Consider the following 16276-nt stretch of genomic DNA (forward strand, 5'->3'; position numbering starts at 1 on the left):
TTTAAATACTCATCAGGAAACCAATAAGGTTTTCTTTTTTGTTTAAGCCTAGTTTTTTCCTTAATCGATAACGCGCCAGTTCAACACCTCCGGTTGAAATATTCATAATTTCGGCTATTTCTTTTGTAGACATATTCATTAATAAGTAAGTGGATAAATCGAGTTCTCGTGGCGAAATTGTAGGGTACTTTTCTTTTAATCGTTTTAAGAATTCAAAATGTACGTTTTTGATGTGTTTCTCCAGATCTTTCCAGCTCTTATCTGTGTTGACTTCCTTTACAATACTTTTATGTAATTTGTTGAATTCGAATTTGGTAGAATCATCTAAAATATTCGTATCAATATCTTTCAATTTGTAAATGATACCGTTTAGAATTTTGTTTTTCTTTACGACTTGCAAAGAGTTGTTTACCAATTCTTTGTCTTTTGCCAGAATTTTTATCTGCAGTTTATCATTCTTTAGTTTTTCAATCTCCTTTTCAAGTTCATGTTGTTCATGGCGTATTTTCGATTCTTTTTCAAGATATAATCTTCTTTGTTCAATCGTTTCGTAATACCTGTTTTTTCTGATTTTGAGCTTAATTCTATTCGAAATGATATATATCGCTGTAATAAGTAAAATGAAGTAAACAAGGTACGCTAAAAAATGCCTGTACCACGGAGGTGAAACTGTAAAGGTGATTTCTGAAATATTAGATTCGACACCATAACTATTTTTGGCTTTGAGTTTCATTGCATAAGTACCTTCCCTTAAGTTGGTGTATTCTTTTATTGATAGCGTCGACCAGGCACGCCAATTTTCTTCAAAAGGTTCCAGTTTATAGGAGTACGTCACGTTTTCCTGATTTTCATATGTAGGTGATGAAAAAGTAAACTTAACATGGTTCGAGCTGTAAGGAACCGTGTATATCTGATGATTTTCAGGTATGTTACCTGTTAAGATGGTATCTCCCGGAAAAGTAAAACTTTCTATAAATACTTTAGGTTTTGTTATAAATGAGTTCGGAAATTTAGAGTCGTAATGTGTTAATCCGTCCGTTTGTCCTATAAAAATATTTTCAGGATCTATCGTGTTTACAGAAATATAGTTATTGACCAGATTACCGGATAAATTTGAAAACGGCGCCTGTTTTTTGGTAAAGGTTCCGTTTTGATTTTTCGTTAAAACACCTAAAGATTCGTTGTGGGCATACCATAAATTTCCCTGAGAATCTTCGATCAGAGTTGTTATGGCTGGTATTCCATTAAAAAGAGCTGTTATTTTTTTGTCTTCAAAAAATGTTCCCTGCTCTCTGGAGAACCTGAAAAAATGGTTTTTTGTTTGAAAATAAACTATATTATTGATGTTCTGCAAGCTTCCGATTCCGGTATAGGCTCCTGAAATGTTTTTATGCTTTTTTATATAATCAAACTTTTTTAAATCTCCGGATAATTTCATTTGGTATAAAAAAGGGTCTTTCTTAAGCCATAAATAGTCTTGGTCCAGTTCGATCGAAAAAGTATTTGTTGTTTCATCAAACCCTGCAACCTGATGTGAATATTCGAATCCGTCTGCTGATTTTTTAAAAATACTAAAACCATTATAGCTTTCTCCTATAATATAGCCTTCGTGATTAGGTATTGTCTTAAATCCAAAATATCCTCTTGAATCCAGTTTTTTAGATACCTTATTATGATCAATAACTAACGCCCCGCTGTTGCTGGCACAAATAAGTACGTTGTTTATTACCTGAATATTCCATGCTTGCGAAATCGTTCCTTCGACTCTGGTAAACGGACTGTCTTTAAATGGTGTATTCCAGGAATGATAAAATAATCCCTGATTTGTTGCTACATACAAATTTCCATTAAAAACTGTCGATGCATATACAGTACCTATATTATAACTATAGTCAAAATAAGAAAAAGGAGAATTCTCATTAACAAAGGTAATTCCGTTGTCAAGCCCCAACCAGATGTTGTCCTTATTATCAATAAAAGAGGTAAGTATAGTATTGTTCTGAAGGCCTTTTTGACGATTTAAATGTTGAATTATTTTACCATTGAGATCACAGACTATAACGCCGTCTAAAACAGAATTAAGCACAATAAATTTACCTTTTATCATAGAGCCGCCAAGGGATGTGTTTTTCTTAATAAAAGCATTTGCTTCAGTTTCCCATGGTTTTACAGTAGTATTGTCAGATATAAAAAGACCTTTCTCTAAGGTTGCTAAAAGCATTTTGTTGTTAGGAAGCGGGAATACGGACCAAATTTCTTTATCATTAAAAAATGTTGTTCCCTGTATTTGTTTGAGTTTTTTGTTTTTATATTCCAGAATTCCCAATGATTTATCCTGAAAATAAAGGCGGTTATTTACTAAAAAAGAAAACTGAAATTTTGAAGGCGCATTTATAAATCGCAGCTTATTATTTTTGAGGAAAAATACTTTTGTAAAAGATTGAAAAATCACTTCTCCATTAAAAAGATGAATTCTCCATATTAAGTTTATATTTTGTTTGTCCTTCTTATCTATCATATCGGATAAGGAATGGTACTTTAAAATTCCTTTTGTATCATTTTGAAAATAACCAAATTCATTATTTCCTCCCACAAAGATTTTACCTGACGAATCTATTTTTAAACTCCTTATTTCATTTTGGGATGGAAGAGAATATTTGTGCCAGCTTGTGCCATCAAATTGTATAAGTCCATTATTGTTGGCAAAGTACATATTGCCATTTTTATCCTGATCAATGCTCCAATTTTGGGTTCCGCCTCGATAATCAGACCTTTTATAGTTTTTGATACTTGGTATTCCTATGCCTTTAACCTGGGCACAAACAGGTGTATGTAAGAAAATGTATATAAATGGTATTAAAATTGAATTTATGAATTTCATAAAATTTGGAATGTATTTTTATTAGAAATGTTTTATAAAGGGTTTTAATTTTTAATTAATTATTTGCAATGTTGTGTTTTCATGCAATTATTTTGAATAAATGATCAATTTGGTATTATTTTATAAATGTAGTGTTTATTTTTTTACTTAACATTTTTATAACAATATATTATTTTGTATAAACTATTGATAATTAGAGGTATTAAAAATAATTTGATGTGTTTTTGTAGAGTATTAAATTACGCTTTGATGTGTTTTTGTAATGAATTTTTATTGTTGATAGTAAAAATTTAACTTTATTATTGCATCAAATTACTAATTAATTAACCAAAATTTTTAGAAAAATGAAATTAACAAAATTACTTATTTTTTGTGTTTCGTCTCTACTGTTTTCAGTTATCGCAATGGCTCAAGATGTTACGGTAACCGGGACAATTAATGATGAAAGTGGAATGCCCGTCCCTGGGGCTACAATTTTAATTAAAGGCACGAGCAAAGCGACAGCTTCTGACTTTGATGGTAAATTTCAGATTACTGCTCCTTCTAATGGAACTTTAAGCATCAGCTTTGTTGGATACGTTACTGTACAAGAAGCAATAAGCGGAAGAACAAAACTTGAAATCAAATTGAGACCTGAATCTCAAAGTTTAAATGAGGTTGTAGTGGTAGGATACGGTACTCAAAAAAGAAGTGTAGTAACAGGTGCTATTTCCAGCGTTAAAGCAAAGGATTTAGAAAACCTTCCTATTACAAGAGTAGAGCAAGCTTTACAAGGTAGAGTTTCAGGGGTATCTATTGCTTCAAATGCAGGACAACCGGGATCTGCTTCTACAATACGTGTTCGTGGTTTTACTACCTTGAATAATAATGATCCTTTATGGGTTGTTGATGGTGTAGTAGTAGACAATGGAGGTATAGGTTATTTGAACCAGTCTGATATTGAGTCTATCGAGGTATTAAAAGATGGTGCTTCGGGTGCTATTTACGGTTCTCGTGCTGCGGCTGGGGTAATCCTTGTTACTACCAAAAAAGGAAAAGCAGGAAAGATCAATGTAAATTATAATGGTTTTTCAGGAACTTCGGCTCCAGCAAAAAAATTAGATTTACTTAATGGCTCTCAGTATGCAATGATTATGAACGAGTCTGCTGTAAATGCTGGACAAGCTCCAAAATATACTCCTGCTCAGGTTGCAGGATTTGGAAAAGGAACAGATTGGCAAGATGTTATTTTTGATAAACATGCTCAACGTACTTCTCAGGAATTAAGTCTTAGTGGAGGTAATGATGTATCTACTTTTTATATGTCTTTTGGTTTAATCGACCAGGAAGGTATCGTTACACCGGAAATTTCTAATTACAACAGAAAAAATATCCGATTAAACTCTACTCATAAAATTGGAAATTATATTAAAGTTGGACAAACTTTAGGTTATTCTCACGAAAAAACTATTGGTATTGGTAATACAAATAATGAATTTGGCGGGCCATTAGCTTCAGCAATCAACTTAGATCCATTAACTCCGGTTATTGAGACTAATCCTGATGTTTACAAAACATTTCCTGCAAATGCTCTTAAAGATGCAAATGGTAATTATTATGGTATTTCTACTAATGTTATTCAGGAGAATACAAACCCTCTTGCTTATGCACAAACAAGATTAGGTAATAATGATTTTGCTGATAATTTTGTTGGAAACATTTATGTTGAAGCAGAAGTATTAAAAGGATTAAAATTTAAATCAGTGGCTGGTGGAAAATTAGCTTTTTACGGATCTGACAATTTTACTCCGGTATCTTACTTGAATAATGCTACAGTAAAAAATACTAATGAGCTTTTCAGATCTTACAAAAGATCATTTAGCTGGAACTGGGAAAACACATTAAACTATGATAAAAAAATTGGAGAACACCATTTCAATGTTTTATTAGGAGTTGGTACTTATGTAGACAATATTACTTCTGGTAACGATATTACTTACAGAGGCGTTCCTGCTACAAATCATAAAGATGCATCTTTTAATGTTGATATTCCAATTAAAGACAAAATTGCAAATGCTTATAATAGCCAAGCTGTAGAACACAGAGTACAATCAGTGTTTTCAAGAGTAAACTATGATTACAAAGAAAAATATATTGTTTCAGGTATTATTCGCCGTGATGGTTCTACAAGATTTGGACCAACGCATAAATACGGAACTTTCCCTTCTGCTTCGTTAGGTTGGGTACCATCAAAAGAAGAATTCTGGAAAGATAACAATGTTGTAAACACATTGAAAATTAGAGGAGGTTATGGTGTAACTGGTAATGATTCTTCACCAGATTTCTTATACTTGTCTACTATCGGAATCCAAAGAAATTATACTGTTGGTGCTGATGGATTGCCAATTCCTGGACAAAGTCCAAATGCAATTCCTAATCCTGACTTAAAATGGGAAGAAACAAAACAAGCAAATATTGGTTTTGAAACTACTTTATTTCATGACTTTAATTTAAGCGTGGATTTTTTCAACAAAAAAACATCTGGTATTATTATGAAAGTGCCAATTCCTGGATTTGTAGGAGTTACAGGAGATACTTATGCAAACTTAGCTGATATGCAAAACAAAGGTTTTGATATTGAACTGGGATACCGTAAAAAAATTGGAGCATTGAACCTTTCTGTAAATGGTAACTTCTCTTATATCCAAAACGAAGTGACATACATCGACAAAGGAGTTGACTTTGTAGTAGGTACTGAAAAAGTTCAATCTACAACTTATGAAATCAACAGAACTCAGGTAGGTCATGCTTACAACTCATTCTACGGATTTAAAACAGCTGGTATCTTTCAGAATCAGGCAGAAATTGATTCTTACAAAAGTTCGACAGGCGCGATAATTCAGCCAAATGCTAAACCAGGAGATTTCCGTTGGGAAGACCTTAATGGTGATGGTAAAATTACAGCAGATGACAGAACGTTCTTAGGAAGTTCATTACCTAAATTTACTTACGGTTTAACATTGAACTTAGATTACCGTGGATTTGACTTATTAGTTTTTGGTCAGGGAGCAGGTGGAAATAAAATTTATCAGGGATTAAGAAGGTTAGATGTTTTGAATGCTAACTATCAAACAGAAGTTTTAGGACGTTGGACAGGAGAAGGAACTTCAAATACATATCCTAGAGTTACTAATGCTGATACAAATAATAACTTTAACAACCCGTCAACTTTTCATTTACAAAATGGTGATTTCTTTAGATTCAAAACAATTCAGTTTGGATATTCATTCCCAAAAGAATGGATAGAAAGTATTTCATTACAAAAAGTTAGACTTTATGTAACAGGTGAAAACTTGTTTACAATTACAAAATATACTGGTTTTGATCCTGAAATTGGAGGAGCGACTACTGCAGGTGTAAACAATGTGCAAGGTGTAGATAGAGGTTTCTATCCTCAGGCTAAGACATACATGTTGGGAGTTAATTTACAATTTTAATTAAAAAATAAAATATTATGAAACTTATAAGTTTTAAACATTCATTTATAGCATTGGCGACAGTGTTGTCACTTGCATCGTGTGATAACGATGAAAAGCTGGAAGTAAAAGGAGATGGAGTTGTTCTGGAAAAAGATTTTTATAAAACTGAAAAAGATGCTTACTCCGGATTAATAGCTGCTTATGATAAATTAGGAAAATATGCCGGAGCGATGGAAAATGCACCATTGTTATTACTTAATTCTGCATCTGATGATTTTTATGCAGGAGGTGGTAATAATGCAGATCAGCCAGGACTTCAGGTTATGAATAATTATACAGTAAGTCCTACTAACATTCCGCCGGCAGTATGGTCAAATTATTTTCAGGGAGTTGCAAGATGTAACATCATGGTCGTAAAATTACCGGAAATTGATATGGATGCTGCTAAAAAAGCACGTTTCATGGCAGAGGTTAAAGCATTACGCGCTTATTACTATTTTGATTTAGTGAGACTTTTTGGACATGTTCCGTTAAAATTAACGCCATATACAAGAGAAGAAATTTCAGTAACAGTACAAGCAACTCCAGCAATGGTTTATGCACAAATCGAAAAAGATTTGACAGAAGCAATTGCAGATTTACCAATTACTTTAGCTCCTGATGAGTTAGGTCGTTTTTCAAAAGGTGCTGCAACGGCACTTTTAGGAAAGGTATATTTATATGATAACAAAAAAACAGAAGCTGCTGCAGAATTAGCTAAAGTGAATGGTACACCAGGATCAACAAGCAGCTACGGATATAAATTGTTGGATAAGTTTTCGGATTTATGGAATCACAAAAATGAGTTCAATACAGAATCAATTTTCGAAATTAGTTATTCAAGTGAAGGAAACACAAAATGGGATAATTTTGAAAGAGGTGATGACGAAGGGAACCTTGTAAGCCAGTTAAGCGGAATGCGTAACTTTAAAAGAACACCAGCAGGTATAGCAGCAGGAATTCCTGATTATATCAACGGATGGGGATTTATGGTTATTACAAGTGATTTGGGGAATACTTTAAAAACAGATCCTCGTTTTGCATCTACAATTTTTGATGCAGCGGCGCAACAAGCAGCAGGTAACATGACATATGATCCAAGTTACCAGGAAACAGGATACCATTTTATCAAATACTCACCGGTTAATAGTGATATAGGAACTTCTGAGGGAGCATTGAACTTTGGAATTAATACTTACATCATTCGTTTAGCTGATACATATTTAATGGAAGCAGAAGCTTTAGGAGGAACAGGAGCAAGAGCTCAGGCACTTTTAGATGCTGTTAGAAACAGAGTTGGTTTGCCATCTGTACCAGTTTCAATTCCGGCTATTCTGGCTGAAAGAAGATTAGAACTTGCAGGAGAAGGACACCGTTGGTATGACTTAGTAAGAACTGGAGAAGCAGCATCTAAGCTTGCTTTTAAAGGATTTACTGCTAATAAAAATGAACTTTGGCCAATACCTTACAGTGAATTCAATAACACTAAAATGGTTCAAAATCCAGGTTACAATTAATCTATAAGAATAAAAAATAGTTTTTGTTTTTTAAGGCTGGGATTACAGTCCCGGTCTTTCTAAAAACAGAAATACAAAAGGAAGTTTAAGTTAAGTTAAGTTTGGTTGCCAAATAGCCCATGTTCACCAGGATATTGGGCTATTTTTTAAATCAATTATTTGCAAAAAAGTTTTAATTATTAAAACAGATACAATGAAAAAAAACGGCTTTATTATTACTTGTTTGTGTTTTTCTCTAGCTGTTTTTGCACAGCAGAAAAATCAGAAGCAACAACAAGCATTTACTACAACCAATAAAAAGATCACAGTGTATACCACTGCTGATAATACAAAATTAAGGTTAACCCCTACAGATAATTTATCTTTTACAGCATCAAAACAACCAGTAGAAACTGAGGTTTCTGTTTTTGTTGAGCCATCAAAAAGATTCCAGACTTTTATGGGAATTGGAGGAGCTGTTACTGACGCAAGTGCCGAAATTTTTGCTAAACTATCAAAAGAAAAACAAACAGAATTTTTAAATGCTTATTACGATACTCAAAAAGGAATTGGCTACTCATTACTAAGAACCACGATTCAAAGTTCAGATTTTAGTAGTGCGAGTTATTCTTATATTGAAGAAGGCGATAAGGATTTAAAAACTTTCTCGATTGAACATGATAGGCAATATCGCATTCCGTTAATAAAGCAAGCCATCAAAACTGCCGGAGGAAAATTAGTTACTTATGCAACTCCATGGTCACCAAATGCTTTTATGAAAAGCAATAAAAATGTACTAAAGGGCGGTACACTGCTTCCTGAGTTTTATCAGCCTTGGGCAAATATGTATGTCAAATTTATTAAGGCATATGAAAAAGAAGGAATTCCAATGTGGGGAACTTCAGTACAAAATGAACCAATGGCAACGCAAACCTGGGAATCTTGTTTGTATACAGCAGAAGAGGAAAGAGATTTTCTTAAAAATTATTTAGGACCAACTCTTAAAAAAGAAGGTTTAGAAAGAATAAAAATTATTGCCTGGGATCACAATCGTGATTTAATGGTACAAAGAGCAAATGTTATATTCTCAGATCCGGAGGCTTCAAAATATGTTTGGGGAATTGGATTTCACTGGTATGAAACCTGGACAGGCGCGCAGCCATTGTTTGAAAATGTAGCAAGAGTTCACGAAGCATATCCGGATAAAAAACTAATGTTTACAGAAGGATGTGTAGAGAAATTTGATGCTGCCAGATATCAATTTTGGCCAAATGCCGAAAGATACGGAACTTCGATGATCAATGATTTTAATAACGGAACCGTTGGCTGGACAGATTGGAACATCCTTTTAGACCAATACGGAGGTCCTAATCACGTTGGTAATTTCTGTTTTGCCCCAATACACGCAGACACCACAACGGGAGAATTAATCTATACACCGTCTTATTATTATATCGGACATTTTTCAAAATTCATACGTCCAAATGCTGTTCGTGTAAGTACTGCAGTAAGCAGAAGCTATTTGCAAAGTACTTCATTTTTGAATACAGATGGTACAATGTCAACAGTTGTCATGAATCATACAGACAATGAAATAACTTATAATTTAATAATTGCTACTCAAAAAACAGTAGTGAAAATACCGGCACACGCCATACAAACTTTAGTTTATTAATATTTTGTTTAGTAGTTAAGGGCTATTTATTTAGCCCTTATTTTTTTTAATAGTATCTAAAACACAATGAAATCAACCCATAAAAACTTAATAATTCCAATATTAATTCTGCAATTAAGTTGTTTTTCATCAGCTATAGCCCAATCCGGTGTTGGAAAATCCAAATCGAATTCAAAAATTAACGTTTATACTACTGCTGAAAACACCAATTTAAGATTATCATTATCAAATGATTTAATCTCAACTTCACAACAAACAAACTCAACAGTTTCTATTATTGTAGATCCGGCAAAAACGTACCAGACTTTTTTGGGAATTGGCGGAGCAATTACAGACGCAAGTGCCGAAGTTTTTGCCAAATTATCTCCAAAAAATCAACAAAAATTTCTAACCGCATACTATGATAAAAAGAAAGGTATTGGCTATTCTTTAGCCAGAACCAATATTCACAGTTGCGATTTTAGCAGCGAAAGTTATACCTATGTTCAGGAAGGAGACAAAGAGCTGAAAACCTTCAATATTGATCATGATAGAAAATATAGAATTCCATTAATCAAAAAAGCAATTGAAACAGCCGGCGGAAAATTAACCTTATTTGTTAGTCCATGGAGTCCCCCAGCTTTCATGAAAGACAATAATGATATTTTGCACGGCGGCGTTTTATTGCCTGAATTTGCTCAGTCGTGGGCAAACTATTATGCTAAATTTATAAAAGCATATGAAAAAGAAGGAATTCCAATTTGGGGATTAACCATTCAAAATGAGCCAATGGCGACTCAAAGATGGGAATCCTGTATTTATACACCCGAAGCAGAAAGAGATTTTTTGAAAAACTTTTTGGGACCAACTTTAGAAAAAGAAAATCTGGGAGCTAAAAAAATAATTATCTGGGATCATAATCGCGGAGACATGTTAGTAACAAGAGCGAATCTTGTTTTCTCAGATCCTGAAGTTTCAAAATATGCCTGGGGAATTGGATTTCACTGGTATGAAACCTGGAATGGCGGAACACCAAAATTCGAATCAGTAGCAGAAGTACACAAAGCTTTTCCTGACAAAAATTTAATCTTTACTGAAGGCTGTATCGAAAAATTTGATGCCACCAAGTTTCAGTTTTGGGGAAATGCAGAACGTTACGGACTTAATATGATCAATGATTTCAACAATGGAACTGTCGCGTGGACAGATTGGAATATCCTGCTAGATCAAAACGGAGGACCAAATCATGTGGGGAATTTTTGTTTTGCCCCAATTCACGGAGACACTGAAAAAGATGAATTGATATTTACGCCAATGTATTATTATATAGGTCACTTATCTAAATTTATCAGACCAAATGCAAAACGAATCGAAGCAACCCTTAGCGATAAAAACCTGCTAAGTACATCGTTTAAAAATACAGACGGAAAAATTGCTACAATTATAATGAATTCATCAGATAAAGAAGTGGTTTACAGCATAACAAGCGGAACTGCAAAAACAACTATCAGAATACCGGCGCATGCTATGCAAACTTTGGAATATTAGAGTTAAGATTAATGAAATAAGACGTTGAAATTTTAAAATGAACTTGTAAATAATCATTGAACTTGCAGATTTTAAAAATAGATTTTCTCTTGAAATAAATATTTAAGTTTAAAAAGCAGCATGAAAAAATTAATTATCACATTACAATTATTGCTTTCAATTACCGCTTTTGGGCAGGGATTCCTGCACAGGGACGGACAAAATATTGTGGATGGCAACGGCAAAAATATAATACTAAGAGGTCTTGGAATTGGCGGCTGGATGGTGCAGGAGGGTTATATGATGCAGACACAACCTTTTGCAAGTCCGCAATATGTCATCAAACAAAAGATAGAAGAAGTTATTGGAGCACAAGGGACAAAAGAGTTTTATGCCGCTTATAAAGCAAACGGACTCACAAAGCGTGATGTTGATTCGCTTGCAGCATGGGGTTTCAATTCGATTCGTTTGCCAATGCATTATAATTTGTACACGCCATCTATTCAGGAAGAAAAGAATGGCGAAATAACCTGGATCGAAGAAGGTTTTACAATGACAGATAATCTTTTGAAATGGTGTGCTGAAAATAAGATCTATCTGATTTTAGATTTGCATGCTGCTCCGGGCGGGCAAGGAAATGATGCTGCAATCTCTGATTACGATAATACAAAACCATCTCTTTGGGAAAGCGAAGCCAATCAGAAAAAAATGATTGCATTATGGAAAAAATTAGCTTCTCGTTACAGAGACAATCCCTGGATTGGTGCCTATGATATCATCAATGAACCCAACTGGAATTTTACCGGAACCAATAAAAATGGTTGTGATGAAAACTCAAACGGACCATTGAGGGAATTACTGGTACAGGTTACAAAAGCAATTCGCGAAGTCGATACGAACCATTTAATTTTTATTGAAGGAAATTGCTGGGGAAATAATTACAACGGAATTTTCCCGTTATGGGATGAAAATATGGCGTTGAGCTTTCATAAATACTGGAACTATAATACCAAAGAATCAATCCAGAAAATGCTGGATTACAGAACACAATACAATGTGCCGATTTGGTTGGGAGAAAGTGGAGAAAACTCAAATGTCTGGTTCAAAGATGCATTGACATTAGTAGAAAGCAATAATATTGGATGGGCATTCTGGCCAATGAAAAAAATCGAAAATATTGCCGGTGTAACTTCAGTAACTAAAATTCCGGAATATGATGTTTTATTAAAGTATTGGAAAGATGGCGGACAAAAACCGACTGCTGATTTTGCGAAAAAAACATTGATGAAAATGGCAGACAATTATAAAATGGAAAACCTAACCGTTAAACCGGATGTAATCGATGCAATGTTCAGACAAGTACAAACTAACGATACTAAACCTTACAAGAAACATTTGATTCCGGGAAAAATTGCCGCAACTCAATATGATCTCGGAACAAATGGTTACGCATATCTGGATAAAGATTTTATCAATTACAGAGTAGAAACCGGAAAATTTGATGAGTGGAATAAAGGAAATACCATGAGAAATGATGGTGTTGATATTTTATCCTGCAAAGATACCGGATCAAATGATTACCAGGTTTCATTTATCGAAGATGGAGAATGGTTACAGTTTACTACCGAAGTTGCTAAACAAAACAGATACAAAGTTGCCATTCGTTACTCAAGTGAAAATTCAGAAGGGAAACTTTATCTGGAAACTGAAAGCGGAAAGAGATCTGAAACAATTACACTTCCTACAACAGGAGGAAATGAAAAATGGAAAACTGTTGTCTTGTCAGGTATTGATTTGAATGCAGGCACAAACAAAATCAAGGTAGTGTTTGAAAAAGGAGGTTTTAATCTTAATTATTTGGATTTTTCAGAAGCTAAAAAATCAAATTCAAAAAAATAAATACGTTACAAAAGTCTAACGTGTGGAAACAAATAGTACTAATTATGAACACGAATTTCACAAACTAATTAGTGAAAATTAGTAAGATTCGTGTTTATCTTGTACTTGTGGCAACATGGCAGCACTAAAAACAAATTTTTATGATATATCTAATATTGATTGTCGAAGAGTACATAATTAACATTCTTTTTTTTCATTAAGGCTAGTGAAATGCTAGCTTTACCGGATTAAAATTTTTAACATGAAAAAGAGAAATTCATTTTTTTTAGTAGTAATGCTGCTTTTTGTCAATGCGTCATTTTATGGTCAGAATGTAAAAATTATGTCCTACAACATTCGTTTAGATGTTGCTTCAGATGGAGAAAATGCCTGGCCAAACAGAAAAGATTATTTTGCATCGCAAATTCAATTTTACAGTCCCGATATTTTTGGAGTCCAGGAAGCAACTCCCAATCAGGTTACAGACATCGCTTTGGCTTTGCCAAATTATAACAAATTCGGGATAGGCAGAGAAGAAGACGGAAAAGGAGAAGCCTGTACGATTTACTATAAAAAAGACCGTTTTCAGGTAGAACAATCCAATACGTTTTGGTTGTCAGAAACACCCAACGTAGTTTCAAGAGGTTGGGATGCAGCCTGTAATAGAATTTGTACTTATGCATTGTTTAAAGATGTGAAAACAAAAAAAACGTTTTGGGTTTTTAATCTTCACCTCGATCACATGGGCGAAGTAGCAAGAGTAAAAGGAGTAGAACTGGTTCTTTCGAAAATAGCCGAAATAAACAAAAAAAAATATCCTGTTTTTCTGATGGGAGATTTTAATTCAGAACCGGATACAAAACAAATTGTAACCATAAAAAAAGTAATGGATGATACCAAAGATGTTTCTAAAGAAAAACCTTTTGGACCATCAGGGACATTCAATGATTTTAAACATAATGAACCAGTAACCTTATTATTAGATTATATTTTTATTTCTAAAAATAGCGGGCTTACGGTACAAAAGCATGCAGTTTTAAGTGACTCCAAGGATTTAAAATATCCATCAGATCACTTACCAGTTTATATAGAAATTAATTAAATGAGAATGAAAAAACTAACCACATTTACCTTGTTGATGGTGTCTTTTTTTGCCGTCGCCCAACAAGAAACAATAGACCAGAAAGTAAATGCTCTATTGAAGAAAATGACCATAGAAGAAAAAATAGGTCAGCTTAATCAGTACACAGGAGATAATTCTGCAACAGGACCAATTACCATTAATCCAAACAAACAAGCCGAGATAAAGGCAGGAATTGTAGGTTCGATGTTAAATATTATTGGAACAAAATACACCAGACAATATCAGGAATTGGCGATGCAATCCCGACTAAAAATCCCGTTGTTATTTGGTCAGGATGTTATTCACGGTTACAAAACCACTTTTCCAATTCCGTTAGCCGAAGCTGCAAGTTGGGATTTAACAGCAATTGAACTGGCAGCCAGAGTTGCTGCTACAGAAGCTTCTGCAAGCGGAATACACTGGACATTTGCACCAATGGTAGATATTGGCCGTGACCCGCGTTGGGGAAGAGTTATGGAAGGTGCCGGAGAAGATACATATCTGGGATCTAAAATTGCGTATGCAAGAGTAAAAGGATTTCAGGGAAACAAACTGGGCGATTTAAACTCAGTTATGGCTTGTGTCAAACACTTTGCAGCTTATGGTGCAGCTGTTGGCGGAAGAGATTACAACTCTGTAGACATGAGCGAAAGAATGTTGTGGGAAACCTATTTGCCACCATTCAAAGCGGCTCTTGATGCCGGTGCAGCTACTTTTATGAATTCATTTAATGACTTAAACGGAATTCCGGCGACAGGAAATGCACATTTACAACGTGATATTTTGAAAGGAAAATGGGACTTTCAGGGATTTGTAGTGTCAGATTGGGGTTCGATAGGAGAAATGGTAGCACACGGATATTCAAAAGATCTTAAAGCTGCTGCGCTTTCTGCCATTACAGCCGGAAGTGATATGGATATGGAAAGTAATGCCTACAGATATCATTTAGCCGAATTGGTTAAAGAAGGAAAAGTTTCTGTTGATTTGATTGATGATGCAGTAAAAAGAATTCTTCGCAAGAAATTTGAATTGGGTTTATTTGATGATCCTTACCGATATTCAGATCAAAAGAGAGCCGATAAAGCGTTGAATAATCCTGAGCATAGAAAAGCAGCTCTAGATGTAGCACAAAAAAGTATCGTTTTATTAAAGAATGAAAATGAAACTTTACCACTTTCTAAAAACCTGAAAACAATTGCTTTCATTGGTCCAATGGTAAAGGAGTATAAAGAAAACATGGGATTTTGGTCTGTAGAATTACCAGAGGTAGACTACAATAAATGGGTAGTTTCGCAATGGGACGGTTTACAAAATAAAGTAGGTAAAAATACCAAGTTGCTTTACGCCAAAGGTTGTGAAGTCGATGGAGATAACAAAGATGGTTTTGCTGAAGCAGTCGCTACTGCGAAACAAGCGGATGTTGTTATTTTGAGTATTGGCGAAAGCCGCGACATGAGCGGTGAAGCAAAAAGCCGAAGCAACCTGCATTTGCCGGGTGTTCAGGAAGATTTGGTAAAAGCAATTCAGGCTACCGGAAAACCGGTTGTAGTTTTGGTAAATGCCGGAAGACCTTTAATTTTTAACTGGACGGCTGATAATGTTCCGGCAATTGTATATACCTGGTGGTTGGGTACAGAAGCAGGAAATGCAATCGCAAATGTATTATTTGGAGATTATAATCCTTCTGGAAAATTGCCAATGACTTTTCCTAGAGAAGTAGGGCAAGTGCCAATTTATTACAATCATTACAGTACAGGAAGACCAGCTAAAGATGAGGATTCAAAAAATTATGTTTCAGCTTATATTGATCTGAAAAACTCCCCTAAATTTCCTTTCGGATATGGTTTGAGTTATACCAAATTCAATTATTCTGATTTGAAACTGTCTTCGACTAAGATGAAAAATAATGAAACAATCAAAGTTTCTTTCCAATTATCAAATGTTGGAAAAGTAGCCGGAGAAGAAGTAGTGCAATTGTACTTAAAAGATAAATTTGGATCTGTTGTAAGACCAGTTTTAGAATTAAGAGATTTCCAAAAGGTTAAATTAAATGTGGGAGAATCTAAAACAATCGAATTTACAATCGACAAAGAGAAACTTTCTTTCTACAATGATAAATTAGAATTTATTGCAGAAGCAGGAGACTTCGAAGTAATGATTGGAGCATCATCAGCAGATATCAAATTGAAATCTGATTTTGAATTGCTTTAAATTTTTTTA

The 16276-nt window shown here is 34.2% G+C and carries 8 protein-coding genes; 7 read left to right on the forward strand and 1 reads right to left on the reverse strand.

Annotation, left to right across the window (positions count from 1 at the left end):
* Position 1: 1 nt before the first annotated feature.
* Positions 2-2881 (reverse strand): helix-turn-helix and ligand-binding sensor domain-containing protein, encoded by a 2880-nt coding sequence (locus tag QLQ94_RS07925; RefSeq protein ID WP_271337050.1) that lies wholly within the window; start codon positions 2879-2881, stop codon positions 2-4.
* A gap of 344 nt (positions 2882-3225) precedes the next feature.
* On the opposite strand from QLQ94_RS07925, the gene QLQ94_RS07930 reads away from it, so the two are divergent.
* From QLQ94_RS07930 to QLQ94_RS07960, 7 genes are all read left to right on the forward strand, one after another.
* Positions 3226-6357, forward strand: coding sequence for a SusC/RagA family TonB-linked outer membrane protein (locus tag QLQ94_RS07930; RefSeq protein ID WP_271337049.1), 3132 nt, complete (start codon positions 3226-3228; stop codon positions 6355-6357).
* Between the two features lie 17 nt (positions 6358-6374).
* Positions 6375-7895, forward strand: coding sequence for a RagB/SusD family nutrient uptake outer membrane protein (locus tag QLQ94_RS07935; RefSeq protein WP_271337048.1), 1521 nt, complete (start codon positions 6375-6377; stop codon positions 7893-7895).
* A 193-nt stretch (positions 7896-8088) separates the two neighbouring features.
* The gene (locus QLQ94_RS07940; RefSeq protein ID WP_271337047.1) at positions 8089-9549 is read left to right on the forward strand and encodes a glycoside hydrolase family 30 protein; all 1461 of its coding nucleotides are present in this window, start codon (positions 8089-8091) and stop codon (positions 9547-9549) included.
* 66 nt (positions 9550-9615) lie between these two features.
* A complete protein-coding gene (locus QLQ94_RS07945) occupies positions 9616-11076 on the forward strand; it encodes a glycoside hydrolase family 30 protein (RefSeq protein ID WP_271337046.1) in 1461 nt (486 codons plus the stop codon).
* 120 nt (positions 11077-11196) lie between these two features.
* Positions 11197-12954: a cellulase family glycosylhydrolase gene (locus QLQ94_RS07950; protein ID WP_482499474.1), complete on the forward strand. Its 1758-nt coding sequence runs from the start codon at positions 11197-11199 to the stop codon at positions 12952-12954.
* 241 nt (positions 12955-13195) lie between these two features.
* Complete coding sequence (locus tag QLQ94_RS07955) at positions 13196-14035, forward strand: endonuclease/exonuclease/phosphatase family protein (RefSeq protein WP_427402411.1); 840 nt, start codon at positions 13196-13198, stop codon at positions 14033-14035.
* Between the two features lie 6 nt (positions 14036-14041).
* Positions 14042-16267: a glycoside hydrolase family 3 N-terminal domain-containing protein gene (locus QLQ94_RS07960; RefSeq protein ID WP_271337043.1), complete on the forward strand. Its 2226-nt coding sequence runs from the start codon at positions 14042-14044 to the stop codon at positions 16265-16267.
* The last annotated feature ends 9 nt before the right edge of the window (positions 16268-16276 follow it).

The sequence above is a fragment of the Flavobacterium sp. B114r genome (assembly GCF_056824125.1).